The following is a 25,656-nucleotide window of genomic DNA, read 5'->3' as shown; positions in this document are numbered from 1 at the left end:
AAATGCCGGACAAGGCCTTACTGTCCGCGGCCGGACCACCGTCCCGTCTGTCGAGAGTATCCATGACCGTCGCGCTGTACGCGCTCGCCGCCGCCATGATGATCGGCGGCATCGCCTCGGTGATCCAGGGCTTCCCCTTCGTCCGGCTCGAGAGCGGGCTCGCCATGGTCACGGCCGGCGCCACCGTCGCCGCCGCGGGCGCGGTGCTGCTCGGGCTCGCCGCCGCCGTCTCGGCCCTGCGCCGGGTCGAGCAGGCGCTGAGCTTCCGCCGCCTCGCCGAGGAGGCGCGCCCGCCCGTGCCCGCGTCCCTGGTGCCACCCGCGGCCACGCTGCCCTTCCCCGCCCCGCCGGAGCCGCAGGGCCGGACGGCGGAGCCGGCGCTCGGGGCCGGCGCGCTCGGCGCGGGAGCCATCGGCGCGCTCGCCGGGGCAGGCGCCGCCGGGATCGGCCTGCGCCGGAGCGAGCCGAGCTTCGAGAGCGCGCTGCTCGCCGCCGCCGACAATGGGCCCGCCTCCGATCCGACGCCGGAGGACCGGGACGAGCCCGAGCGTCCGCTGCCGCCTCCCGCCCGGGACGAGACGCCGATCGACCTCGCGCCCGAGGACGAGCTGTTCGTGAGCCCGGAGCCGGCCCCGCCGGCGCGCCCCGAGGAGACGGCAACCGCCGAGCCCATCGCCGGACCGGGCCCGGAGGAGACCCTGCGCGACGAGGCCGCGGCCGAGGCGCCGGTCGCGCCGGCCGCCGAGGAGACGCCGCTGCGCCCGGCGCTCGCCACCGAAGAGCCCTTGCCCGCGCCGGAGGAGACGGCGCCCGAGCCGGAGGCGGCGCCCGCCGCCCGCGAGGTCGTCGGCACCTATGCGTCCGGCGGCAACACCTACGTCATGTTCTCGGACGGGGTGATCGAGGCGGAGACCCCGCGGGGCCGCTACACCTTCGGGTCGCTGGACGAGCTCAAGGCGTTCGTGGCCGCCGGCGGCGAGGCGGATCGCGGCGCCGCCTGACGGCGGCGGGCTCGAAGAGTCAGGCCAGCGGGTTCAGCGACTCGTCGCGGGCCGGCAGCGGCGCCCGCATGGTCAGGCTGAAGCCCTCCTTGGCGTAGTCCGTGACGACCTCGGCCTCGACCTGCGTGCTCAGCACCCGCTGGAGCAGGCGCGAGCCGAAGCCCTGCCGGCGCGGCGGTGCGACGGGCGGCCCCCCGCTCTCGCGCCAGGCGAAATGCAGCACGCCCTGCGGGCCGCCGGGCTCGACGCTCCAGCGCGCGTCGACATGGCCGGTGCGGTTCGAGAGGGCGCCGTACTTGGCGGCGTTGGTGGTGAGCTCGTGGATCGCCATGCCGATCGGCACCGCGATCTCGGAGGGCAGAGCCACGGTCGGCCCCTCGAGGGAGACGCGCCCGTCCAGGCCGCCCTGGGCATCGCCGGCATACGGGCGCAGCTCGTTGGCGAGGAGCGCCCGGAGATCGGCCGTCTGCCAGGTCGCCTCGGTGAGCACGGAATGGGTGTGGGCGAGCGACTTGATGCGCCCGACGAAGGCCTCGTAGAACGCCTCGATGCTGGACGCGGTCCGGGCCGTCGAGCCGACGATCGCCTGCACGGTGGCGAGCGTGTTCTTCACCCGGTGGTGCAGCTCGCGGATCAGGAGCGTGCGCCGCTCCTCGGCGTAGCGCCGGTCGGTGACGTCGGCGACGACGCCGATCAGGCGCCGGGGCAGCCGGTTCGGGGCGTCGCGCTCGAAGCGGCCGGCCATGTCGATGGTGCGCCAGGCGCCGTCGCCCCGGCGGATGCGCCCGCTCACCCGCAGGATCTCGTCCTCCTTGAGCGCCCGCGAGATCGCCGCGCGCACCTCCGCCCGGTCGTCGGGATGGAGGATCTCGTAGAGGAACTCGGTCTTGCCGAGCGTGCCCTCGGCCGGGTCCCGGCCGAAGATCTCGAACATCCGCTCGTTCTCCCAGGTCGCGGAATCCTCGAGCATGTGCCACTCGAAGATGCCGAGATCGGCGAGCGTCGTCGCCACCCGCAGGCGCTGCTCGCGGCCGAGCAGCGCGTCGCGCGCCTCGACGCGGGTGGTGACGTCCTGGAGCACGCCGACCGTGCCGGTCAGGGTGCCGTCGGGCGCGCGCACCGGCTCGCCGCGCACGCCGACGACGATCGAGCGCCCGTCCCCGCCCCGCGCCAGCCGGCACTCCAGCGTATAGTGCCGGCCGCGGGCGAAGGCGCGCCGCAGGACGCGCCGCACCCGCCGGGCCTCGCCCTCCGAGAACATGCCGCGCAGGTCCGGCCAGGTCAGCGAGCGGCCGGGCGGATGGCCGAGGATCTGCGCGGCCCGGCGCGACAGGCCGATGCGGCCGCTCCCCAGGTCCCAGCGCCATTCCCCGAGCCCGGCGGCGGTCAGCGCGTCCCGGTTCTGCTCGGCGCGCACCGCCTCGTCGGCGTCGACCGCCTCCACGGCGAGGACGCCGCCGTTGACGCGCACCCGCACGTCGAGGAGGGCACCGTCGCGACGCCGCCAGATCTCGATGCCCTCGGAAGCAGCCCCTTCGCGCAAGGTCGCGAGGCTCGTGCCCGCGAGCGCCTCGCGCGCGTAACCGAGGAGATCGGCGAGGCAGGCGTTGGCGTCGCGGATGGCGGCTCCGTCCGGGGTCAGGATCGCGAGCCCGACCGGCGCGTCCTCGAACGCGGCGCGATGGGGATCGCGCACCTCTTGCGGCACGTCCTGCCGCGGCTCATGCGCGCCTGCGCCCACTCGCATCCTCAGCCTTCGCCAAGTCCCTCGCACCGACGCCGTCCACGCCGGCAGGGATCGGTCCCCGCGCCCGCCCGATGGCGCGGAAGATGGCCGCTCCGGCCCCGGCGGGCAAGGCGGATCGGGCCCGCAAGGGGCCTTCGATCACAACATGTGCGTGTGTCGCCGCAGGGGGGCGCGGCAAGCGGCCTCAGGCCCGCTCGAATTCGAGATAGGTGGGGACGCGGCCGGCCGCCTCGGCCTTCGCCTCGTAGCGGGTGCCCGGCCAGCCGGGATAGGGGCGCCGCCAGTCGTCGGCCCGCTCGGCGGTCCAGCGGAGGGCGGGGCTGCGGGCGGCGCGTACCAGCACCCAGCCGGCGTAGTCGTCGATGTCGCTGGCGAAGCGGAAGCGGCCGCCGGGGTGGAGCGCGCGGGCGATGGCCGAAAGCGACGCGTCCGAGACGAAGCGCCGCTTGCGCTGGCGCCGCTTCGGCCAGGGGTCGGGATAGAGGAGGTCGACCCGGTCGAGGCTCTCCGGCGGCAGCGCCGCGAGGAGCGCGGTCACGTCCTCGTCGTGGACGCGCACGTTTCGCAGGCCCCGCTCCTCGACGAGGGCGAGGAGCTTGACGACGCCGTTGAGGAAGGGCTCGGCGCCGATGTAGCCGATGTCCGGGTTCGTTGCCGCCTCGTGGGCGAGGTGCTCGCCGCCGCCGAAGCCGATCTCCAGGCGGTAGAGGCGCTTGGGCTCCGGGAACAGGCTTGCCGGATCGAGGGCGCCCTCAGTTGGCAGGCCGATGCGCAGGCGCGGCAGCAGCCCGGCGAGGCGCTCCTCCTGGGCCACGCGCAGGCGCTTGCCCTTGCGCCGCCCGAAGAAGGCGCGATCGGCCCCGCCCGCGCCGGGAGGGGTCTCGTCCCCTCCCGCCGTCATGGACTTAGGAGAGGGCCGACTTGAGCTTCTCGGCGAGGTCGATGCGCTCCCAGGAGAAGCCCCCGTCCGCGTCCGGCGCCCGGCCGAAATGCCCGTAGGCGGAGGTGCGCGCGTAGATCGGCTTGTTGAGGCCGAGCGCCGTGCGGATGCCGCGGGGCGAGAGGTCGAGGGCGTCCATCAGCACGCCTTCCAGCTTCGCCTCGTCGACGGTGCCGGTGCCGTGCAGGTCGACGTAGATCGAGAGCGGCTTGGCGACGCCGATGGCGTAGGAGAGCTGGATGGTGGCCCGGCGGGCCAGCCCCGCGGCGACCACGTTCTTGGCGAGGTAGCGCGCGGCGTAGGCGGCCGAGCGGTCGACCTTGGTCGGGTCCTTGCCGGAGAAGGCGCCGCCGCCATGGGGCGCCGCGCCGCCGTAGGTGTCGACGATGATCTTGCGGCCGGTGAGGCCGGCATCGCCGTCGGGGCCGCCGATCACGAACTTGCCGGTCGGGTTGACGTGCCAGACGGTGCCCTCGTTGACCCAGCCCTGCGGCAGGGCCTTGAGGATGTAGGGCTCGACGATGGCGCGCACGTCGGCCGAGTCCAGGGACTCGTCGAGATGCTGCGTCGAGAGCACGATCTGCGTGACCTCGACCGGCTTGCCGTCGACGTAGCGCACCGTCACCTGGCTCTTGGCGTCGGGGCCGAGCTTGGCGGCGTCGCCCTCGCGCGCCTTGCGGGCGTCGGCGAGGTCCTTGAGGATCTTGTGGGCGTAGAAGATCGGGGCCGGCATCAGCTCCGGGGTCTCGTCGGCGGCGTAGCCGAACATGATGCCCTGGTCGCCCGCGCCCTCGTCCTTGTTGCCGGCGGCGTCGACGCCCTGCGCGATGTCGGCGGACTGGGCGTGCAGGTAGATGGCGACGTCGTTGTTCTTCCAGTGGAAGCCCGACTGCTCGTAGCCGATGTCGCGCACCGCCTCGCGGGTCAGCGCCTCGAGGTCCTTGAAGGTGACGCTCTCGGGGCCGCGGACCTCGCCGGCGATGACGACGCGGTTCGTCGTGGTCAGCGTCTCGACGCCGAGGCGGGCCTCGGGCATCGCCGCGAGGTAAGCGTCGACGACGGTGTCGGAGATGCGGTCGCTGACCTTGTCGGGATGCCCCTCGGACACGGACTCGCTGGTGAAGAGATAGTCGGACCGCGGCATCGGGCACCCCCAGCGGCCGGCGCAACCGTCGGATGCGGTGCTTGCGCGGCCTCTCTGTAAAGACGGCAGGCCTTCTCGCATCGCCGCTTGGCGAAGGTCAAGCCGGAATTCCGAACGTGTCCGCTAAAAAGTACAGAACGTTCGTCACGGCAGACTACTCGCCCTTGAGCTTCTCGTTCAGGGCCGCGACCGCCGCGGCGAAGTCCCGGCGCGCGTCCTCGGGGAAGTTCTCGGCGACGTAGCGGGCGACGGTCTCGGCGAGGCCGGCCCAAGGGTTGTCCGGCGCCTGGTAGCCCTCCTGCTTCTCCTCGCCGAAGCCGGTCTCGGCGACGGGATCGAGGCGCGGCATGCCGCGCAGGAAGAAGTCGAGCGGCTTGCCCGTCATGCGGGCGATGATGTCGAGGTGCACCGCGCTGATGCGGTTGGTGCCCTTCTCATATTTCTGGAGCTGTGCGGCCGAAAGCCCGAAGTTCCGGGCGACGCTGCGCTGCGTCAGCGACGCCTTGCGCCGCTGGTCGGCCATGCGCTGTCCAATATACGCATCCCGCGCGTCAGGCTTCTGGCCGGCCATGACTCTCGAATTCCCGCCCGCTCTCCTGTGCCATTCAGCGGAGCCTTAGGCGCAAGCGAAGCCTTTGTCACGGGCCGGCGGGACCATGTCGGTACTACGCGTCGGTTTCATCTTTCGCGACGTGTCGATTGGTGTCCCCGGCAGGGCTCGAACCTGCGACCCCAGGTTTCATCCCACTTCGGCTTTCGCCGCCGCCCCGCCGTGACGGGCGCGTTCGTGGTCTGGACTATCCCTTCACCCTGGGCCGCCCTCGCGAGAGCGCCTTTAGGTGCCGCCCGTCTAGTCTCTACACCTTCCCGTCCGTGTGCGGGGCGGGCTTGGCTCGGGATCGGCAGGGCGCCGGTGAGGCGCCGGGAGCGTTCCCCGAATTTGAGCGGATCCACCGCGCGGTTTCCCGGATCGCGGCGCCCAATTGACGTGGTTTAGGAAACCTGTGCTCTGTCCAGCTGAGCTACGGAGACGACCGGCAGCGTGCTTAGCACCAACGCCCCGCGCCGCCAACTCGCGGGCGCGCCACGGACGCCGGGGTCGCGGGCCGGGCGGACGGTCGCCCTCGCGGCCGCCGGGATCGCGAGCCTCGCTCCTCTCCCTTCTCAAGCCGCCCCGCGGTCCGGGCCGGCGGAGTGCCGGGCCGCGGCGGCGACGCGCGACACGATCGCCGGGCTCGGGCCGCGCGGGGAGCTGCGCCTCGGCTCCGGCGGCCAGGCGGTGCTCGGGTCGCTGCGCTGGCCGGAGGAGCCGGAGGACGCGCGGGCGGCGGAAGCCTGGCTCCAGGCGCGCGTCGGGCAGCCTCTCACCCTCGTCGCCCGGGGCGAGGCGGACCGGTGGGGCCGCATCCGCGTCGACGCGCAGACGGAGGGCGCGGACGCGACCGATCTCGCCGGCGGTCTGATCGGCGCGGGCCTCGCGCCTGCGGATGCCGGCGAGGGCGAGACGCTCTGCCGCCCGGCCCTCCTCGCCCTGGAGGAGGCACCCCGCGCCGCCGGCCGGGGAATCTGGGCGCGCCCCCGCCCCGCCGCCACGGACGGCACCGCCCTGCGGGCGCGCGCCGGGCGCTTCGCCATCGTCGAGGGGCGGGTCCGGCGGGTCGGGGAGCGGGCAGCGCGCACCTATCTCGATTTCGGACCTTCGGGGGAGGACGCTCTCACAGTCACCGTGTCGAAACGCACTTGGCGACGCTTGCTCGAACGTGGTTTGAGTGCCGCCGGATTGCGGGGGCGCCGGGTGCGCGCTCGTGGCATCCTGGAGATCTGGCGTGGACCGACCCTCGACGTCGCGAGCGCCGAGGCCATCGAGGTGCTGCCGGAGGAGGCCCGCGACGACGGGCTCCGGCAGGACGCAAACGGGGAGCCGGCGCCGCGGCGCTGAACGGGATGGGCGGACCGCTTCTCAGCGACGGATCGATCCGGGCCGGATCCATGACCGGATTCTTGTCCGGATTCTTGCCCGGCCTGCGGCTGCCTGCGCGGGAGCGCGGCGGGCTCGCGGGCGCGGCGCTCCTCGCCGCCCTGCTGGCCGGCTGCGCGGGCGAGCAGGCGGTGGTGATGCCGGCGGCGGTCACGGTGCCGGCGGAAGCGCCCCGGACCACCGGCGCCCGCGAGCGGCCGGCGGATGGCGACCACGCCAAGCTCGTCGCCGCCTTCGGGGGCGAGGTCCAGGCACCGGCGACGCAGCGCTTCCTCACCGAGATCACCGAGCGGCTCGTCAAGGCCGGCGACCGGCCGGACCGGAGCTACGCGGTGACGATCCTCGATTCCGGGGTCGTCAACGCGTTCGCCCTGCCGAACGGACGCCTCTACGTCACCCGCGGCCTCGTGGCGCTCGCTTCCGACACCTCGGAGGTCGCCGCCGTCCTCGCCCACGAGATCGCCCACGTCACCCTGAGCCACGCCAACGCCCGCACGGAGCTGGAGCTGCGCGCCCAGCTCGTCAGCCGGGTCGTCACCGACGTGCTGAACGACCCGACGACCGGCAGCCAGCTCCGGAACCAGTCCCGCTTCGCGTTGGCGAAGTTCTCCCGCGAGCAGGAGTTCGAGGCGGACGAGGCCGGGGTGAGGACCCTGGCGCGGGCGGGCTACGATGCCTTCGGCGCCGCCCGCTTCCTCACCGCGCTCAACCGCACCACGGCGCTCAAATCCTCCGGTGCCTCCGAGCCCGACATGCTCGCGACCCATCCCGGCACCCCTGAGCGCATCGCGCTGGTGACGCGGGCCGCCCGCCGCATCGGCGCGCCGGGCCTCGGCGCCGACGACCGCGCCCGCTATCTCGCCGCCGTCGACGGGCTCGCCTACGGCGACAACCCGGCCGAGGGCGCGGTGCGCGGGCGCCGCTTCATCCATCCCGGCCTCGGCATCGCCTTCGAGGTGCCCGACGGCTTCTCCATCGAGAACACCCGCAACGCCGTGCTCGGCACCACCCAGGAAGGCAGCCGCCGGCTGCTCTTCGACCAGGTCGACAGCCGCGAGGGGCAGCCCCTCGCCGAGGTGCTGAAGGCCACCTGGAACGACAGCATCGACGAGGGCTCGATCGAGAGCCGCACCGTCGCCGGCCACGAGGCGGCCGTCGCCCTCTCGAAGGGCAAGGACTGGACCTTCCGCCTCGCCGCGATCCGCCTCGGCGGCTCGACCTACCGGATGATCATGGCCGCCAAGGGCGCCACCGATCCGGACCCGGCCTTCCGCCGCTGGATCGGCAGCCTCGCCCCGGTGCGCCCGGAGGAGGCACGGAGCCTGCGCCCCCTCCACGTCGAGGTCACGGCGGCGGCCACCGAAGACCCGGCCGAGCTCGCCGGCCGCATGGCGGTGCCAGACAAGCCGCTCGAGCGCTTCCTCGTCCTCAACGGGCTGGAGCGCGGCGCACGGCTGAAGCCCGGCGAGCGCTACAAGATCGTGGTGGAGTAGGTTTTCGGCGGCGGTCGTCCGTCCGGATCCGCTCCGGCCGGAACGCGCGGCAGGGCCGCCGCCATCGGTGCCGGACGGCGGGCGCCGTTCCCCGGCCTCGTCCGCGAAGGGACGGCAAGCCCCTTGATCGGTCCCTGTCGCCTGCCTAACCAGATGTCATGACTGCCGACCCCTCGCTCAAGCGCCGCGGCCGCCCGCTGAAGGTCTTGGCCGGCGACGGCAACGCGCGCGAGGCGCTGATCCGAACCGGCGTCGCGGCTCTCACCGCGAAGGGTTTCACGGCGACGGGTCTGGACGAGATTTTGCGGACGGCCGGCGTTCCGAAAGGATCGTTCTACCATTATTTCGACAGCAAGGACGCCTTCGGTGCCGAGCTGATACGGCGCTACGCCGAATATTTCGCGAGTCGGCTCGAACGGTTCTTCGCGGACAGGACGTTGTCGCCGTTGGCGCAACTGGACGCCTTCACGCGCGATGCCGAGGCTTCGATGCAGCGCCACGGCTTCTCGCGCGGGTGCCTCGTCGGCAATCTCGGCCAGGAGATGGGAGCGCTGCCGGAATCCTACCGCACGCTCATCAACGGCGTCTTCGCCGACTGGCAACGGCGCACCAGCGCCTGTCTGCGGCGCGCGCAGGGGATCGGCGAGATCGCGACCCATCACGACGCCGACAGGCTGGCGGCGTTCTTCTGGATCGGGTGGGAGGGCGCGGTGCTGCGCGCGAAGCTCGAGCGAAGCGGCGAGGCGCTTCGCACCTTCGCGGACGGCTTCTTCGCGATGATCCGCATCGAGGGCCGAGACCGGGCCTGAGGGCGCGTGAGATCGATCCGCGAAAGCGGCAGGCCACGATCACGTGCGCGGACGCTCACGGCTCCGCCGGGATGCGGAAGCGCCTGCGCCTTGCGCGATCTGCCGAGACATCGCGCCTCCTGAAGGCATCCCGCCTAAAATCTGGTCGTAATCTGGCAAAAATCTCGGCTTTCCGCTTATAGGCGATCGGTCTAAAAATCGAATAGGCTTTTCCTGGGAGATCACCGGATCATCGATCCGGCATCTTTATCATGGGAAACTGATATGACCTTACGTCGTCCATCGCGTACCGATATCGAGGACATCTCGCGACGCTATCATCTGCGCCTGACCGAGTCCGAGGTCGACGACTACTTCGATATCGTCAAGGGCGTGATGGACGGCTACGACGCGCTGGACCAGTATCCCGATCCGATCCGAGAGGTCACGCCCGCCGTCCGCGTCCCGGGGGCCCGGCCGAGCCGCGAGGACGATCCGCTCAACGGCATCGTGCGCCATTGCAGCGTCCAGGCCGTCGATCCGAACGGGCCGCTCGCCGGCAAGCGCATCGGCATCAAGGACACGGTCTGCGTCGCCGGCATCCCGACGACCTGCGCGTCACGTCTCCTGTACGACTACGTGCCGGACGTGGACGCGACCATCGTCCGGCGCATCATCGAGGCCGGCGGCCACATCACCGCCATGCTGAACACCTGCGACTTCGCCTTCTCGGGCGGCGGCCACACCAGCACCTACGGGCCCGGCCTCAACCCGAGGAACCCGGAGCACGTCGCCGGCGGCTCCTCCTGCGGCTCGGCCATCGCGCCGGCGACGGGTCTCGTCGACATCGCCATCGGCGGCGATCAGGGCGGCTCGATCCGCATGCCGGCGTCCTGGTCCGGCATCGTCGGCCTCAAGCCGACCCACGGGCTGGTGCCCTACACGGGCATCGTCGGCTTCGACCAGACCATCGACCATATCGGCCCCATGGCGACGACGGTCGAGGATTGCGCGCTGATGCTCCAGGTGATCGCCGGCAAGGACGACACGGCCATCGACCCGCGCCAGCCCTCGACGATCGAGGTTCCGGACTATCGCGGAGGCTTCGGCGACGGCCTGAAGGGCCTCAGGATCGCGGTAGTGCGCGAAGGCTTCGAGACGCCCGAGTCGATGGCCGAGGTGGACGACGCCGTTCGGGACGCGGCCCGGCACCTGGCGAGCCTGGGCGCGGAGGTCTCCGAGGTGTCCGTTCCCGAGCATCGCCAGACGGTGCCGATCTGGAACGCCATCGCCATCGAGGGCGGGGTCGACAGCTTCTACCACGGCCACGCCGCCTACCAGACCAAGGGCTACTTCAACACGCGTCTGATGTCGGCCATGTCCCGCGCCATCGTGACGAACGGCGGCGACTTCTCCGCGACGGCCAAGATGGGTGTGCTCGTCGCCCACTACATGCGCGAGCGCTACCAGGGCGTGATGTACGGGCGGGCGCAGAACCTCTCCCGCGTCCTGACGGCCGCCTACGACCGCGTGCTGCGCGATGCGGACCTCGTGCTGATGCCGACGACGCCGCAGACGGCCCACGCGCTCCCGGAGCCGGTCGAGACCGACCGCAAGACCTTCGTGGGGCAGGCCCTGAACATGATCCGCAACACGGCGGCCTTCGACCTGACCGGGCACCCCTCGATCTCGGTGCCCGTGCACGGGGTCAAGGGGCTGCCGGTCGGGCTCATGCTCACCGGGCGTCACTTCGACGAGAGCACCGTGCTGCGCGCGGCCCACGCCTATCACACCGCTGCCGAATAGCGGCCGAGGCCGGTCGAGTCACAGAGGCTCGCACGGCCTCGTGACGTCGCCGTGTCCTTCCGACCCGTCGGAAGGACACGCGGGATCGCCGCTCCGATCTCCGGCCGGGCGGCGGAAGGGCACGCGCCCTCAGCCGCCCCTCACCCCGTGTGCTCGGCGATGTAGCGCCCGAGCGCCCCGGCGGCGTTGAGCATGTGGGCGCGCATGCGCCGGGCCGCGGCCTCGCCGTCGCCCTCGGCCATGGCGGCCAGGATCTCGCCGTGCTCCACGCGCGAGCGGGGAAGCCGCGCCTCGTCGCGCAGCTGCGTGCGCCGGAAGGCGGAGAGGCGGGTGCGCAGCGCCAGCGTCTGCTCGGCCATGAAGGCGTTGTGGGTCGCCGCGTAGATCGTCTCGTGGAAGGCGCGGTTGAGGGCGTCGTAGGCGTCGTAGTCGCCCGCCGCGACGTGCGGCTCGGACGCGGCGTGGAGCTCGATGAGCCGGCTGCGCTCCAGCGGCGTCATCCGGTAGGTGGCGAGCCGCGCGCAGGTCGCCTCGATCTCGGCGGTGGTCTCGAACATGTCCATGATCCGCTCGCGGGTCAGCCGGGCGACGACCGCGCCCCGGCGGGGCCGCAGCTCCACGAGGCCGCCATGGGCGAGCTGGCGCAGGGCCTCGCGCACAGGCGTGCGGGAGGCGCCGTAACGGTCGGCGATCTCCTGCTCGTCGAGCGCCGTGCCGGAGGCGAGATGGCCGGCGGCGATCGCGTCGGTCAGCGCATTGCGGATGCGGTCGGAGAGGAGACCGCCCTCGGGCGCCTCGGCCTCAACCTCGTATGCAGGAACGACTCGGAGGGACATTTGCGTATCCTTCAGCGCCATCACACCGCCTGTCATATACAGAACGTTGACAGATCGGTCATTCGGAATACGAAAGCGGTCCGGATCGTTTCGGGCGGCAGGGAGGAGCGCCGGTGTCGGCTTGGGGCAGGGAGCGCGAGGCCCGCGACGCCCGCATCACGGCGGGCCGATCCCTCGCGGACGGCAAGCACGTCGCGGCCGCCGATGCGGTCGCCCTTCTGGAGGCGGTGCTGCGCCCCGGCGACCGGGTCTGCCTGGAGGGCGACAACCAGAAGCAGGCGGATTGCCTCGCCCGCGCGCTCGCCGCCTGCGATCCGGCCCGCGTCCACGACCTGCACATGGTCCAGTCGGGCATCGTGCTGCCCGAGCATCTCGACGTGTTCGAGACCGGCGTCGCCAGCCGCCTCGATTATTCCTACTCGGGGCCCCAGGGGGCGCGGGTGGCGCGGATGCTCTCGGAGGGGCGCATCCGGCTCGGGGCGGTGCACACCTACCTGGAGCTCTTCGCCCGCTACTTCGTCGACCTGACCCCGAACGTCGCGCTCATCGCCGCGGTCTCGGCGGACCGTGAGGGCAACCTCTACACGGGCCCGAACACCGAGGACACGCCGACCGTCGTGGAGGCCACCGCCTTCAAGAACGGCCTCGTCATCGCCCAGGTCAACGCGATCGTGGAGCGGGTGCCCCGCGTCGACATCCCCGCCGACCGGGTGGATTTCGTCGTCGCCGCCGACCGGCCCTTCTACGTCGAGCCGCTGTTCACCCGCGATCCCGCCGCGATGACGGAGACGCAGGTGCTGATGGCGATGATGGCCCTCAAGGGCATCTACGCCGAGTACGCGATCACCCGGCTCAACCACGGCATCGGCTTCGGCACGGCGGCGATCGAGCTCTTGCTGCCGACCTACGGCGAGCGGCTGGGCCTCAAGGGGAAGATCGCCACCCACTGGGCGCTCAACCCGCACCCGACTCTGATCCCGGCGATCGAGTCCGGCTGGGTGAAACAGGTCCACTGCTTCGGCTCGGAAGTGGGCATGGACCGCTACATCCGCGAGCGGCCGGACGTGTTCTTCACCGGCGCCGACGGCTCGCTCCGCTCGAACCGCGCCTTCTGCCAGACAGCCGGGCTCTACGCCTGCGACCTCTTCATCGGCTCGACGCTCCAGATCGACCTCGCCGGCCACTCCTCGACCATCACCCGCTCGCGGGCGGCGGGGTTCGGGGGGGCGCCGAACATGGGTTCGGACCCGCACGGGCGCCGCCACCCGTCGGAGACCTGGCTCAAGGCGGGCCGCGAGGCCGGGGGCAACGGTGACCCGGCGCTCCGGCGGGGCCGCAAGCTCGTGGTGCAGATCGTCGAGACCTTCGGCGAGGGGCTCGCCCCGGCCTTCGTGGAGCGGCTCGACGCCCTCGCCTTCGCGGAGACGCTCGGGCTCGAGCTGGCGCCGGTGATGGTCTACGGCGACGACGTCACCCACATCGTCACCGAGGAGGGCATCGCCAACCTCCTCCTCTGCCGGGACGCCGACGAGCGCGAGCAGGCGATCCGCGGGGTCGCCGGCTACACCGAGGTCGGCCGCGGCCGCGACCGGGCCATGGTCGAGCGTCTTCGCGAACGCGGCATCGTGCGCCGCCCGGAGGATCTCGGCATCGAGCCCCTCGACGCCGACCGCTCCTTGCTCGCCGCGCGCTCGATCAAGGACCTCGTGCACTGGTCGGGAGGCCTCTACGACCCGCCCGCCCGCTTCCGGAACTGGTGAGGCATCGATGGACAGGCTGAGCTTCCGCCACGCCACCCGGCGGCCCCATCCGGGCACCCGGGCCGAGGCCATCGCCGGCGTCGTCGCCTCGGGCAATCTCGAAATCCTGCTGGAGCGGGTGCTGGCCCCGGACCTCTGCACCGTCGAGATCGAGACGCCGGTCACCGGCTACGGCGATGTCTGGGAGGCGGTGGTGGCCGACTTCGTCGCCCGCGCCCAGCCCGGCGGCCTGCGCATCAGCATCAACGACGGCGGCGCCCGGCCCGACACCGTGTCCCTGCGCCTGCTCCAAGGCGCCCGGCTGATGGAGGAGGCCCCGTGAGCGCGCCCGGTGCCTTGAGCTGGTACGAGGCCGGCGCCCGCCAGCGGATCGCCGTGCTTCTCGACCAAAGCTCCTTCGCGGAGATCCTGGGGCCTGCCGAGCGGCGGATGAGCCCGCATCTGCCGCTCTTCGGCCTGCCCCGCGCCTTCGACGACGGCATCGTCGTCGGCCGCGGCCGCCTCGACGGGCGGCCGGTGCTCGTGGCCGCGCAGGAGGGCCGCTTCATGGGCGGCGCCTTCGGGGAGGTGCATGGCGCCAAGCTCGTCGGGCTCCTGCGCCTCGGGCTCACCGAGCGCCCGGCCGCCCTCCTCATCCTGTTCGACACCGGCGGCGTGCGCCTGCAGGAGGCCAATGCCGGCGAGACCGCCATCGCCGAGGCGATGCGGGCCATCGCCGACCTGCGGGCGGCCGGCGTGCCGGTGATCGGCCTCGTCGGCGGCCGGGCCGGCGCCTATGGCGGCGGCGGGCTCGTCGCGGGCACCTGCTCGGGGCTGGCGGTCTCGGAGGCCGGGCGCATCTCGGTCTCGGGGCCGGAGGTGATCGAGACCAACCGGGGCGCGGAGGAGTTCGACGCCCGCGACCGGGCGCTGGTCTGGCGGACGATGGGCGGCAAGCACCGCTACCTGATCGGCGGCGCCGACGCCTTCGCGGAGGATACCCCCGAGAGCTTCCGCAAGGCGGCCCTCGGCTTGATCGACGCAGCCGCGCCCTTCGACCTCGCGACGCTGGAAGCCGAGCAGGCCCGGCTGGAGCGGCGCCTCGACCGCTTCGGCGAGACGCTCGACGGGCGCGACGTCTGGGCCCGGCTCGGCGTCAACGATCCGGAGGGCATCCCCGCCGCGACGGACGACGCCTTCCGGGCCAGCGCCGAGGGATGCCGGGAGAGTGCCCGTGACGCTCGCTGAGATCTTCTCGTCGCTCTTTCCCGAGGGCCATTCCGTCACCGTAGAGGACGGGCTCGTCGGCGGACACGGGCCGCTCGGGGCCAAGCGGCTCCACGTCGTCGGCCTCGACGGCAATACGGCGCTCGGGGTCGACGGCGCGATCCGGCTCGCGGCAAAAGTGCTCGCGGTGATCCGCGAGGCGCCGGGCGCGCCGATCCTCGTCGCGGTCGATTCCGACAGCCAGCGCATGAGCCGGCGCGACGAGCTGCTCGGCCTCAACGAATACCTCGCCCATCTCGCCAAGGCGCTGCTGCTCGCCGACCGCCTCGGGCACCCGACGGTCGGGCTCCTCTACGGGCACTCGGCGGCGGGCGCCTTCATCGCGACCGCGCTCGCCACGCGGGTGCTGGCGGCGCTCCCCGGCGCTCACCCGAGCGTGATGGACCTGCCCTCCGTCGCCCGCGTCACCAAGCTGCCGCTCGACACGCTGCGGGAGATGGCGAAATCGACGCCCGTCTTCGCGCCGGGCCTCGACAACATGGTCGCGACGGGTGCCGTGCACGCGGTGCTCGACCCTGCGGCGCCGCTCGGTCCCCAGATCGAGGCGCTGATCGCGGCCCTCCCCGAGGGTGACATCCGCGACCGGCTCGGCGCCGAGCGCGGCGGCCGGCCGGTGGCGCAGGCGATCGCGGCTCGGATCGCCGGTGGCTGAGGGCCGCGCGTGACGCGTCCGGCACGCCGCAGCGGGGACGCCCGATGATGGCACGCATCGCGGGCGACCCCGCCTTCGCCCGGCACGACCTCGTCGATGCGGACCCGGACGCCTGGGCCGCGCTGCTCGCCGCCCGCTCGGACCTCGCGGGTATCCCTCACCTCCCCGGCTGGGCCTGCGCCGGGCACCCCTTCGTGGTGCGCCGCTTCCATCCGGGAGAGCCCCGCGACGCGGTGCCCCTCGGCCTGCCCCTGCCGCCCGCGGACGGCAAGCGCCGCATCGGTCTGAGCCTTCCCCCCTCCGTCCTGACCCGGCGCCGGAGCCCCTCGCTCGCCGAGACCCGCGCCGCGGCGCCTCCGGCCTGGCGACCGATCCTCGACGCCCTCGTGCGGTTGTCGGACGAGAGCGGCGTGCCCTGCCGGCCCTTCGGCTCGCTGCTCTGGCAGGCGCTGACCGGCCTGCCCTACCTCGCGCCGGGCTCCGACCTCGACCTCCTCTGGACGCTCCCGGCGGACGCCGCCGCAGGGCCGCTCCTCGACGGCCTCGCCCGGATTGAGGAGCAGGCGCCGATGCGCCTCGACGGCGAGGTGCTGCTGCCGGACGGCTCGGGGCTCCACTGGCGCGAGTGGCACGTCGCACCTCCGGACGGCAGCGTCCTCGCCAAGCGGATCGACGGCCTCGCGATGCAGCCCGTCGCCTCGCTCCCAAGCCTCTGACGTCTCAGGGCTGGGCGGCGGGGGGCCGGATGTCGAGGGGGCGGCTCTCCGGAGGCGGGGCCTCTTCCAGAGCGCGGCGGGCGGCCTGCTCCGCCTCCCGCTGGCGGGCCTGGCGGGCGTCCTCCGCCGCTTTGTCTGCCGCGGCCTTCTCGGCCCTGAGGCGGGCCTGCCGGGCGGCTTCCTCGGCCGCCTTCTCGGCCAGCGCGCGGGCCCGGTCCATCTCCAGGCGGGAGCGGCGGCGCTGGCGCTCCGCCTGGTCGATCTCAAGGATCTCGATCTTGTCGAGCTCGCGCTGGAGCAGGAGGGCGGCGAGCCCCGTGGTGAGCGGCGCCGTGTCGAGGACGCGCTCGGGCGCGGCGAGGGGCCCGGTCAGCCCGAGCTGGATCGCCGGCGGCGCCCCCGTCCAGCCCTTCGGCGCGGCGCCCCCCGAGAACAGGCCGCGGGCGTCGAGCCGGCCCTCGCGCAGGTCGTAGGCGAGCGTCCCGGTCCAGCGGCCACGGCCGAGATCGAGGCTGAGCGGCCCCGCCCGCAGCACGCCGCCGACGAGGGTCGCGGGCGCCGTCACCTCGGCCTCGGCGCCCGCGGCGGCGCGCCCGAACTCCTCCGCCGCCAGCGCCTGGAGGCGGCCCTCGCGGAGCGGATCGTCCTCGGTGACGATCCTCGCCAGCGTCCGCTCCAGGCCGCCGGGGTCGGCGCCGGGCACACTCAGCGCCTTGAGCGCGATCTCGCCGCTGCCCGAGAGCCCGGCGACGAGCGCGGCCGGGCTCTCCCCGCTGGCGCCGAAGCGCAGACGCGCGCCGATCCGGCCGGAGAGCGGACCGCCCCCCGCGAGCGCCCGGAGCGAGGCGTCGTCGAGGGAGACCTCCCCCGACAGGCTCGCGGCGGGGCCGGATCGCGACAGGGCCGCGGAGGCGGTGAGACGGCCCTCGGCGAGGCGGCCGGAGAGATCGCGCAGCGACAGGGTGCCGTCGGCGAGGCCGAGCTGTGCACTCGCACCGGTCACCGTGAGACCGCGTCCGAGGTCGAGGGCCGGCGTCGTCAGGCCGATGGCGAGGCGGGGGGCGCCTGCCGGCGCCGGGCCGAAGCGGGCCGTCGCCCAGCCGTTCCTCGGTGCAGCACTGGAAGACTGGTTGCCGAGGGGCGCGACGAGCGCGGCGGCGAGCGCGGGGAGCGAGAGGCGCTCGACGGTGGCGGTGCCGGAGAGCGCGCCCGCCTCGTCGCGGCGCAGGCGGGCCTCGACGCCGACCCCGGCGACCCGGCCCGAGAGGGCGCCGGCCGGCAGGCCGGACTCGCGGGAGAGTGCGAGGGCGAGCTCCGCCGGCAGGGTGCCCGCTGCGGGGTTGCCGACTCCCGCGAGGGGCAGGAACGGCGCGAGATCGGGCCCGGCGAGGCGCACGCTTCCGGAGAGCGGGCCGAGATCCTCGGCATCGAGCCGCACGGGCTCGGGGGTCGAGAGCGCCGCCCCGGCGAGCGTGCCCGCCGCGGTCAGCTCCAGCGGCTCGGTCCGGGCGGGGCCGGAGGGCCGCTTCACCTGAAGGCGCAGGTCCGAGGGGCGGTCGAGGCCAGCGAGGTCGTCGCGGCCGAACCAGCGGCCGGTGCGCGGGGTCGCGGCGCGGATGTCGGCACTCTCCAGATGCCCGGCGCGGGTGACGAGGGTGGCTTCCAGCGTGCCGCCCCCGGCGCCGCCCTTGGCGGTACTGCGTAGCGCGCCCTCGCCGCCGGCGCTCCGCTCGGCGGTGACGGCGAGGTCGAGGGCGCCGGCGCGGAAGGCCTCGGGCAGGAGGCGCGCTTCCGCGATCCAGACGCGGTCGAGAAGGGCGGCGAGCGGCGCGGCGGCCGGCGCGGTGAGGCGCCCGCTGATCCGGCCCGCCCCGTCCGGCTCGATGCGTCCCGACAGGCTGGCCTGGGCCCCGGCGACGCCCGACACGTCGAGGCTGTCGACGGAAAGGGCCGCCCCGTCCGTCTGGATGCGGGCGGTGACGGTACCGGCCCCCGAGCGCAGCCCCGCCGGGCCGTAGCGCACGTCGCGCGCCTCGATGGTCAGGCCGAGATCGTGCCCGTCGAGGCTGCCGAGGGCGCCGGTGAAGGAGGGCAGCGCCGCGACGTCGATGCCCTGCGCGGAAAGCTGCGCGTCGAAGCGCCCGCGCCGGTCCGCCCCGGCCCGGACGTAGCGGGCGTTGCCGGCGACCCGCGCGTCGCCGAGCGAGAGGCGCAGCGCGCGTAAGGAGAGGTCGCCCGCGCCCGCTGCGATCTCGGCACTGGCGGAGAGGGGGCGCCCGTCGAGAAGCCGCGTCCAGGCGCCGTCGCGGCCGAGCCGGCGCAGGGCGCGGGCGAGCCCATCCGAGGCGGGGGCGTCGAGGGAGACGCGGCCGGTGAAGCCCGGCGCCGGCACGGTGTCGATCTCGCCGGAGGCGGTGAGCGCCGTCGCGCCGGGCGCCGTCACGGCGAGCCGGCGCAGCAGCAGCCCTCCCGAGCGGTCGATCGTGCCCGAGGCGGAGAGGCCCTTCCACTCGTCGAAGCCGAGCGCCAGGCTCTCGACCGACAGGTCGAGGTCGAGCATCACCGGCAGGGCGAGGTCCCGCGGACCGGAGGGCAGGCCGCGCTCGATCAGCGCCTGGCCGGCGCCCGAGAGCAGGAAGGCGTCGAGGTCGAGCCGGCGCGCCTCCAGCGACAGGCCCGCCCGCCAGGCGCGAAGGTCGATCTGCCCGGTGCCGGCGAGCCGCAGGGCCTGCCCGCCGGGATCGATCTCGGCGCTGACGCTCTCGAAGCGCACGAGCGGCCCCCGCGCCTTGAACTTCCCCGAGAGGGCGAAGGGCAGGTAGGCGCCCGCCATCTGCGTCGGTGGCCCGACGACGAGGCGCGCCGTGCCCTCGCCCTCCGGGATGCGGATCTCCGGATCGGCCTCGGGGCCGGGACCGAGCGAGAGGCGCAGGTCCGCCTCGAAGCGGGGATGGGTGTCGCCCCCGCCGGAGAGCTTCACGGGAAGGCTGCCGTCCGCGGCGGGCTCGCCGGTGGCGATGCGGAACGGGGCCGCGCCGCTCAGGCCCTCGATCCGCCAGGGCCCGAGGAGCGTCGGCGCCTGAAGATGCAGCGCCGTGGCCTGGACCTGATCCGTGCGGCCCGTCGCCGGAACCTGGGTGGTCAGCAGGAACTGCTCGATGCGCAGCTCCTCGACGGCGAGGTCGCTCCGGCGCAGGGCCTCGCCGAGGTTCTGCGGCACCCGCACGGCGTCGCCCTCGGTGACGGGCAGGCGCAGCTCGGCACGGCCGATGCGGGCTTGCGTGAAGCGCAGCTCGCCCTTGAGGAGCGGCGCCAGGGCGATCTCGGCCCTGAGGAAGCGGATGTCGAGGCCCGGCAGGCCCGCGCCCTCGCCGATCCGCAGCCGGTCCATGCGCAGGCGGGGGGAAGGCAGGAGCCGGACGGCGATGCGGCCCTCGCTCCGGGCCGGCACGCCGAGCGAACGCGCGATCACGCCGTCCAGGAACGCCCGATGCCCCTCCCAGCCGACGAAGGGCGGCACGGCGAGCGCCGCGAGCAGGATGAGGATGACGGCCCCGGCGAGGGCGGTCAGGATATGGCGCACCGTCGGCTTTTGCCCCCGCGCCGGCCTTCGTGGCGACGCCCCAGGGCTTCATGCCGGGCCGGGCGGCGCTTCACAAGGGCGGCCGACGACGGAGGTGCGATCAGCGGACCGGGTAGCCGGCGCCCGGCCCGGTGCGGACCGGCTGATCCTGGATCTGCCGCTGGTTCTGCATCCGGCTCAGGTTGCTGTCGCCGATCTGCTGCTGCTGGATCGTGCGGTTCTCCTGCTGGCGGATCAGCGAATCGTTGATGCGGTTGAGGTCCGAGGTCGGCGACTGGGCGAGCGCCGGCAGGGCCGCGCAACAGAGGCCGAGGGCGGAAAGCGGGAGGGCGAGCGGACGCATCGGCGGGCTCCTGTCGAGGAATTGGCGTGTGACCGGAACGACGCGGCCGGAAGGGTGCGGGTTCCCGCAGGACCCTGCGTCCCCTCGACGCCGTTCGCGTTTTGGTCCAGGGAAGGGCCATGCAGAACGATCCCGACGCGGGCGGTCCGCCTTTTCCGGGCGAGACCTCGAACGGCGCTTTCCAAGGATCCGCCCAAGGGTCGGCCCAAGGGTCGGCCGGCGGCTCCATCACCGCCCGCGCCATGGCCGGACTGCGCCGGGGGCAGGCGGACTATCTCGAAGGGCTGAACCCCGAGCAGCGCCGCGCCGTCGAGACCACCGAGGGGCCGGTGCTGGTGCTGGCCGGCGCCGGCACGGGCAAGACCCGGGTGCTGACGACGCGCATCGCCCACCTCGTCGCCACGGGTCGCGCCCGGCCCTACGACATCCTGGCGGTGACCTTCACCAACAAGGCCGCCCGGGAGATGAAGGCCCGCATCGGCACCCTGATCGGGGCCGAGGGCGAGGGCATGCCCTGGCTCGGCACCTTCCACGCCATCGGCACCAAGATCCTGCGCCGGCACGCGGAGCTCGTCGGGCTGAAGTCCGACTTCACCATCCTCGGCACCGACGACCAGCTCCGCCTGATGAAGCAGGTCATCCTCGACCAGAACGTCGACGAGAAGCGCTGGCCGGCCCGCGCCCTCTCGCATGCCATCGACGGCTGGAAGAACCGCGGCCTCCTGCCGGACCAGGTGCCGGCGGGCGAGGCGCAGGCCTTCGCCTTCGGCAAGGGCGGCGCCCTCTACACCGCCTACCAGGCCAGGCTCGCGACCCTCAACGCCGTCGATTTCGGGGACCTGCTGCTGCTCTGCCTGCGGCTGTGGCGCACGCATGCCGACATCCTGGAGGGCTACCAGCGGCGCTTCCGCTACATCCTCGTCGACGAGTACCAGGACACCAACGTCGCCCAGTACCTCTGGCTGCGGCTGCTCGCCCAGGGCCACCGCAACGTCGCCTGCGTCGGCGACGACGACCAGTCGATCTACGGCTGGCGCGGCGCCGAGGTCGACAACATCCTGCGCTTCGAGCACGACTTCCCCGGCGCCGCCGTGGTGCGGCTGGAGCGCAACTACCGCTCGACCGGCCACATCCTCGCCGCAGCCTCGGGGCTGATCGCCAAGAACGAGAGCCGGCTCGGCAAGACCCTGCGCACGGAGGACGAGCCGGGCGAGCGCGTCACCGTCTCCGGCGCCTGGGACTCGGAGGAGGAGGCGCGCCAGCTCGCCGGGGAGATCGAGACGCTCCACACGAAGAAGCACCCCCTCTCCGAGGTGGCCGTGCTGGTGCGCATCTCCGCGCAGATGCGCGAGATCGAGGACCGCTTCGTGCAGCTCGGCCTGCCCTACCGGGTGATCGGCGGCCCACGCTTCTACGAGCGCGCCGAGATCCGCGACGCGCTCGCCTACCTGCGCATCACCGCCAACTCCGCCGACGACCTCGCCTTCGAGCGCATCGTGAATACCCCGAAGCGGGGCTTGGGCGACGCGACGCTCCAGGCGCTGCACGCGCATGCCCGCGCCGAGCGGGTGCCCCTGCTGCTCGCCGCCCGCCGCATGGTCGAGACCGACGAGCTGAAGCCCAAGGTGCGCTCGACGCTGCGCGCCTTCGTCGAGGCGGTCGGGCGCTGGACGAAGGCGGTCGAGACGATGCCGCACACGGAGCTCGCCCGCACCATCCTCGAGGAGTCCGGCTACACCGACATGTGGCAGAAGGACCGCTCGGCGGACGCCGCCGGGCGGCTCGAGAACCTCAAGGAGTTCGTGCGCTCCATGGAGGAGTTCCCGGACCTCGCGGGCTTCCTGGAGCACGTCTCCCTCGTCATGGAGGCCACCGAGGCGGAGGGCGCCGACAAGGTCTCCCTGATGACGCTCCACGCCGCCAAGGGGCTCGAGTTCGACACCGTGTTCCTGCCGGGCTGGGAGGACGGGCTGTTCCCCAACCAGCGGGCGCTCGACGAGAGCGGCCGGGCGGGCCTGGAGGAAGAGCGCCGCCTCGCCCATGTCGGGCTGACGAGGGCGCGGAAGCGCGCGCGGCTCTCCTTCGCGGTCAACCGGCGCATCCACGGCCTCTGGTCCTCGACCATCCCGAGCCGCTTCCTCGACGAGCTGCCGCCGGGCAGCGTCGAGGTGATCGAGGCGCCGGCCCACTTCTCCGCGGGCGCCTCCCGCTTCGACCGCAACCCGGCGCCCTTCGGCTCCTCCTACGGGACACCGGGCTGGCAGCGGGCGCAGGCCAACACCGGCGGCGGCTTCGGGCGGGACCGCGCGCCGGGCGGCCGCAGCGGCGGCCCGCGGGAGATCGAGGGCGAGCTCGTCGCCCGCTCCAGCGGCCCGGCCTCGTCCTTCGCGGACGGGATGCGGGTCTTCCACACCAAGTTCGGCCCCGGAACGGTTGCCGGCATCGACGGCAACAAGCTCACCGTTGACTTCGACAAGGCCGGCCGGAAGATGGTCCTCGACAGCTTCGTCCAGCCGGGCTGAAGCCGTCCCGCCGGCCGTGAGCCCATCTCTTTCCGGGGCGTGAGGCCGGCCGGCATCGCCCTTGCGGGCGGGACAGGAAAGAGGCTCGTGCGGGATGCGCCGTCATCCAGCCTGACCGAAACGCCCCGGCGGGGCCTGCGCCTCCTTCGTCCCCATCGTGACCGTTGCATGAAAGACTCACGCGGCGCCTTTCGGCGGCGGCCGGCGCGCGGCTTGCCTGCCGTCACCCGGCGGTCGCCGACCGGGCCGCATGAACTGTCAACAGGCCTGATTCGCGGCTCAGGAACCCGGACGGGCCCTCAGGATTTTCTTCGCAACCGGAGGAGCAGGACATTTAACCAGAGGTTTCGAGACAGATCGCATTCGTGAACGGCACAGACAGGTTGGCAAGTCTCAAGATTGGCAAGTCCAAGTGGAGTGTTGATCGATGAAAAGACGACGCGCACGACTTGAACTCGTTGAGGATCGTCCTCTCCGGCCCCACAAGACCCGTTTCGACGAAGAACGCCACCTCGCTCCGATCCAGCCCCTCACCGAGGCCCAGGGGCGCTACCTCGAAGCCCTCGCCTCGAACGCCCAGGTCATCGTCCTGGGGCCGGCCGGCACCGGCAAGACCTTCATCGCCGGCACCCGCGCCGCGGACCTGCTCCGCCAACGCCGCATCTCCAAGGTCGTCATCACCCGCCCGAACGTGCCCTCCGGCCGCTCGCTCGGCTTCTTCCCCGGCACGCTGGAGGAGAAGATCGCCCCCTGGGTGGCGCCGCTCACCGAGGCGATGAAGGAGCGCATGGGCCCGGCCGCCTTCGAGATCGCGCTGAAGACCGGTGACATCGAGATCGTGCCCTTCGAGGTGATGCGCGGGCGCACCTTCAAGGACTGCCTCGTGATCCTCGACGAGGCGCAGAACACGACCACGGCCGAGATCAAGATGTTCCTCACCCGCATCGGCGACGACTGCCAGGTGATCATCAACGGCGACGTCAGCCAGACCGACCTCCGGGAGGTCTCGGGCCTGCGCACGGTGATCCACCTCATCAAGAGCCGCATGATGCCGATCCCGGTGGTCGAGTTCACCTGCGACGACATCGTCCGCTCCGGCATCTGCGCGGAGTGGGTCAGGGCCTTCGAGGAAACGAATCTCTGAGTTGCAGGTTATCGGCGGCGGACCCGTCCGGGTCCGCCGCGCCCTGTGAAGGGAGCGACATCCTTCCCCGGCCGCAGACGCCGGGAGATTCCGGGCCTCTCCGGGGGCGGAATCAGAGAACGGGAGTTCCCGACACGTGAGGAAACTGACCTTCGCCGCGGCGCTGTTCGCCGCCACCCTGGGTGTCGCCGGCCTCGCCGGCCAGGCCTCCGCGGCGCCGGCCGTGCCCTCGGGCATCGCCGCTCCCGAGACCGGCGTCGACACCGTGCAGTACATGCACCGCCACCGGCACATGCATCACCATCGGATGCACCAGCGCCGCATGCATCACCGCCGGATGATGCACCACAAGCGGATGATGCATCACCGCCGCATGCACCGCATGTGATCGCCGCGACGGCATCCACGCATGGAAAAGGGGCCCTGGGGGCCCCTTTTTCGTGTCGGCCCTGACGCCGCTACGGCTTCGGCGCGGCCTTGGTGTCCACCGTCCTGTCCCCGGCCTTGGCGGCCACGGTCTTGGCATCCGCGGCCTTGCCCGCGTGATGCGCGGGCTTCGCCTCGGCGAGTTTCCGCATCGCCGGAGCAGGCGCTGGCGCGGCGGCCGCGGCGAGCGCCGTGTCGGCGGCGGGCGTCGCCGGGGCAGGCGCCTCCTTGCCGAACACGCGGCCGAGGAGCTTCTGGTAGGCAGAGGGGTCGCCCTCGGCGTCGGCCACCGCGATCCGCTCGGATCGAGGCCTCTCGGTGGGAAGGGCGGAGGTCTCCTTCGGGTCGGGGATCGGCTTCGCGGCCATCAGCGTCGCCGGCGCGGCGGCGGGCTTCGGCGCCTCGTGCCCGCCCTTGCGGGCGGCGGCGGCCTTGGTCGGGATCGGCGCAGCCGCATCGGCCATCAGCGTCGCCGGCCTGCCCTTCCCATCGATCTCGAACTCGCGGGGGCCGGCGGCCAGCGACTCCGGACGGCTGACGTCGCCGAGCGCGTGGCGGGCGTAGTCCTTCTGCGAGTAGGCGGGCTCCTCCGCCGGGGTGCCGAGGCTCGCGAAGGCGCTCGCCGAGGCCGGCGGTCCCCTGAACACCGGGTTCTGGCCGCCGTCGTCGTAGACGACCCGCGTCGCCGCCGTGCCCTTGGCGATCAGCTCCGCGACCTCCTGCTCGTCGCGCTGGCGCTTCTCGGCGACGAGCGGCTCGACCCGCGGGCTGCAGGAGCCGGCCGCCGCGTCGGCCCCGCCGAACACGTACTTCGTGCCGCACAGGCCCACGCGGGGCTCCTCGCGCAGGGCCTCGAAGTAGTCCGAGCCCTCCTTGAGGTTCCGCCAGAACGGCGCGTTCGGATCGTTGCGGAACTTGGCGACGTTCGCCGCCGTCATCCGGAACGGATAGGACTGGAACTGGAAGGAGCGCTGCCCGCCGGCGAAGGCCTCGCGGGCGATGGCGTAGATCTCCGCCATCGACTCGTCGGTCATCGCGAAGCAGCCCGACGACGAGCAGGTGCCGTGCACCATGAGGTAGTTGCCGGTGCGGCCGTTCGCCCGGTCGAAGGCGTTCGGGTAGCCGGTGTCGAAGGACAGGTAGTAGGACGAGTTCGGGTTCATCTGGCCCGGCGTGATCGTGTAGAAGCCCTCGGGCGCCTGGCGGTCGCCCTCCTTCTTCTTGGGGCCGAGCTGGCCCGACCAGCGGCAGATCGGGAAGGTTTTCAGGAGCGCGTACTGGCCGTTGCCGCCGCGCTTCCACACCTCCATCTCCGCCTCCTTCTTGTAGGCGCGGATCAGGATGGGATCGCCCTGGGACAGGCCCTTGGCCTGCATGAGCGCCAGGGTCTTGGCCGGAATCGGCGTGAGGTGGCGGGTCGAGCCGCCGCCGCCGAAGGTGCCGTCCTGACAGGCACCGAGTGTGAGCGCGAGCGCGAGGAGGCTCGCCGCCGCGAGCGGACGCACAGCCAT

21 protein-coding genes are annotated in these 25,656 nt (G+C 73.0%); 13 read left to right on the top strand and 8 right to left on the bottom strand.

Annotated features, from left to right (window positions below; genetic code table 11):
* The first annotated feature begins 62 nt into the window (after positions 1–62).
* A complete protein-coding gene (locus tag MFF04_RS13940; protein ID WP_238276608.1) occupies positions 63–1,001 on the top strand; it encodes a hypothetical protein in 939 nt (312 codons plus the stop codon).
* Positions 1,002–1,020: 19 nt separating this feature from the next.
* Here MFF04_RS13940 and MFF04_RS13935 read toward each other — a convergent pair whose 3' ends face one another.
* The 4 genes from MFF04_RS13935 to MFF04_RS13920 all read right to left on the bottom strand — a co-directional run bounded on the left by MFF04_RS13935 (position 1,021) and on the right by MFF04_RS13920 (position 5,403).
* The gene (locus MFF04_RS13935) at positions 1,021–2,748 is read right to left on the bottom strand and encodes a sensor histidine kinase (RefSeq protein ID WP_373320062.1); all 1,728 of its coding nucleotides are present in this window, start codon (positions 2,746–2,748) and stop codon (positions 1,021–1,023) included.
* A gap of 184 nt (positions 2,749–2,932) precedes the next feature.
* Entirely contained in the window at positions 2,933–3,649 is a 717-nt protein-coding gene (gene trmB, locus MFF04_RS13930; RefSeq protein ID WP_238276606.1) for a tRNA (guanine(46)-N(7))-methyltransferase TrmB, read from the bottom strand.
* A gap of 4 nt (positions 3,650–3,653) precedes the next feature.
* Positions 3,654–4,832: a methionine adenosyltransferase gene (gene metK, locus MFF04_RS13925; protein ID WP_238276605.1), complete on the bottom strand. Its 1,179-nt coding sequence runs from the start codon at positions 4,830–4,832 to the stop codon at positions 3,654–3,656.
* Between the two features lie 154 nt (positions 4,833–4,986).
* Complete coding sequence (locus MFF04_RS13920; RefSeq protein ID WP_238276603.1) at positions 4,987–5,403, bottom strand: helix-turn-helix domain-containing protein; 417 nt, start codon at positions 5,401–5,403, stop codon at positions 4,987–4,989.
* Between the two features lie 471 nt (positions 5,404–5,874).
* Between MFF04_RS13920 and MFF04_RS13915 the strand changes: the two genes are divergently transcribed.
* The 4 genes from MFF04_RS13915 (at position 5,875) to MFF04_RS13900 (ending at position 10,897) form a co-directional block, all read left to right on the top strand.
* Positions 5,875–6,771, top strand: a complete 897-nt coding sequence (locus MFF04_RS13915; RefSeq protein ID WP_238276601.1) for a thermonuclease family protein — start codon at positions 5,875–5,877, stop codon at positions 6,769–6,771.
* Between the two features lie 50 nt (positions 6,772–6,821).
* Complete coding sequence (locus MFF04_RS13910) at positions 6,822–8,303, top strand: M48 family metalloprotease (protein ID WP_502692904.1); 1,482 nt, start codon at positions 6,822–6,824, stop codon at positions 8,301–8,303.
* 158 nt (positions 8,304–8,461) lie between these two features.
* Positions 8,462–9,112, top strand: coding sequence for an acrylate utilization transcriptional regulator AcuR (gene acuR, locus MFF04_RS13905; RefSeq protein WP_238276600.1), 651 nt, complete (start codon positions 8,462–8,464; stop codon positions 9,110–9,112).
* A 264-nt stretch (positions 9,113–9,376) separates the two neighbouring features.
* A complete protein-coding gene (locus MFF04_RS13900; protein ID WP_238276599.1) occupies positions 9,377–10,897 on the top strand; it encodes an amidase in 1,521 nt (506 codons plus the stop codon).
* Positions 10,898–11,037: 140 nt separating this feature from the next.
* On the opposite strand, the gene MFF04_RS13895 is transcribed toward MFF04_RS13900, so the two are convergent.
* Positions 11,038–11,733, bottom strand: coding sequence for a GntR family transcriptional regulator (locus MFF04_RS13895; protein WP_238276598.1), 696 nt, complete (start codon positions 11,731–11,733; stop codon positions 11,038–11,040).
* Positions 11,734–11,846: 113 nt separating this feature from the next.
* On the opposite strand from MFF04_RS13895, the gene mdcA reads away from it, so the two are divergent.
* Genes mdcA through mdcG form a run of 5 tightly spaced genes read left to right on the top strand, consistent with a single transcriptional unit; the run spans position 11,847 to position 16,127 of the window.
* A complete protein-coding gene (mdcA, locus tag MFF04_RS13890; protein ID WP_238276597.1) occupies positions 11,847–13,493 on the top strand; it encodes a malonate decarboxylase subunit alpha in 1,647 nt (548 codons plus the stop codon).
* Between the two features lie 7 nt (positions 13,494–13,500).
* A complete protein-coding gene (mdcC, locus tag MFF04_RS13885; RefSeq protein ID WP_238276596.1) occupies positions 13,501–13,815 on the top strand; it encodes a malonate decarboxylase acyl carrier protein in 315 nt (104 codons plus the stop codon).
* Entirely contained in the window at positions 13,812–14,720 is a 909-nt protein-coding gene (locus MFF04_RS13880; RefSeq protein ID WP_238276595.1) for a biotin-independent malonate decarboxylase subunit beta, read from the top strand. The genes mdcC and MFF04_RS13880 overlap by 4 nt, the downstream gene beginning before the upstream one ends.
* On the top strand, positions 14,707–15,411 hold the full coding sequence (gene mdcE, locus MFF04_RS13875) for a biotin-independent malonate decarboxylase subunit gamma (RefSeq protein WP_238276594.1): 705 nt from the start codon (positions 14,707–14,709) through the stop codon (positions 15,409–15,411). The genes MFF04_RS13880 and mdcE overlap by 14 nt, the downstream gene beginning before the upstream one ends.
* Positions 15,412–15,455: 44 nt before the next feature.
* Entirely contained in the window at positions 15,456–16,127 is a 672-nt protein-coding gene (gene mdcG / locus MFF04_RS13870) for a malonate decarboxylase holo-[acyl-carrier-protein] synthase (RefSeq protein WP_238276592.1), read from the top strand.
* A gap of 4 nt (positions 16,128–16,131) precedes the next feature.
* Here mdcG and MFF04_RS13865 read toward each other — a convergent pair whose 3' ends face one another.
* Positions 16,132–19,710, bottom strand: coding sequence for an AsmA family protein (locus tag MFF04_RS13865; protein ID WP_238276590.1), 3,579 nt, complete (start codon positions 19,708–19,710; stop codon positions 16,132–16,134).
* Between the two features lie 100 nt (positions 19,711–19,810).
* Positions 19,811–20,053: a hypothetical protein gene (locus MFF04_RS13860; RefSeq protein ID WP_238276588.1), complete on the bottom strand. Its 243-nt coding sequence runs from the start codon at positions 20,051–20,053 to the stop codon at positions 19,811–19,813.
* A 242-nt stretch (positions 20,054–20,295) separates the two neighbouring features.
* On the opposite strand from MFF04_RS13860, the gene MFF04_RS13855 reads away from it, so the two are divergent.
* The 3 genes from MFF04_RS13855 (at position 20,296) to MFF04_RS13845 (ending at position 24,107) form a co-directional block, all read left to right on the top strand.
* Complete coding sequence (locus MFF04_RS13855) at positions 20,296–22,575, top strand: ATP-dependent helicase (protein WP_502692905.1); 2,280 nt, start codon at positions 20,296–20,298, stop codon at positions 22,573–22,575.
* A 427-nt stretch (positions 22,576–23,002) separates the two neighbouring features.
* The gene (locus MFF04_RS13850; RefSeq protein ID WP_238276584.1) at positions 23,003–23,719 is read left to right on the top strand and encodes a PhoH family protein; all 717 of its coding nucleotides are present in this window, start codon (positions 23,003–23,005) and stop codon (positions 23,717–23,719) included.
* A gap of 136 nt (positions 23,720–23,855) precedes the next feature.
* Positions 23,856–24,107, top strand: a complete 252-nt coding sequence (locus MFF04_RS13845; RefSeq protein WP_238276582.1) for a hypothetical protein — start codon at positions 23,856–23,858, stop codon at positions 24,105–24,107.
* A gap of 70 nt (positions 24,108–24,177) precedes the next feature.
* On the opposite strand, the gene MFF04_RS13840 is transcribed toward MFF04_RS13845, so the two are convergent.
* Positions 24,178–25,656 (bottom strand): L,D-transpeptidase family protein, encoded by a 1,479-nt coding sequence (locus tag MFF04_RS13840; protein WP_238276580.1) that lies wholly within the window; start codon positions 25,654–25,656, stop codon positions 24,178–24,180.

Origin of the sequence: Methylobacterium jeotgali, from assembly GCF_022179345.1 — a bacterium.
GTDB lineage: Bacteria > Pseudomonadota > Alphaproteobacteria > Rhizobiales > Beijerinckiaceae > Methylobacterium > Methylobacterium jeotgali.
The sequence above is the reverse complement of the archived record's forward strand: the minus strand, read 5'-3'. Positions and strand labels throughout refer to the sequence as shown.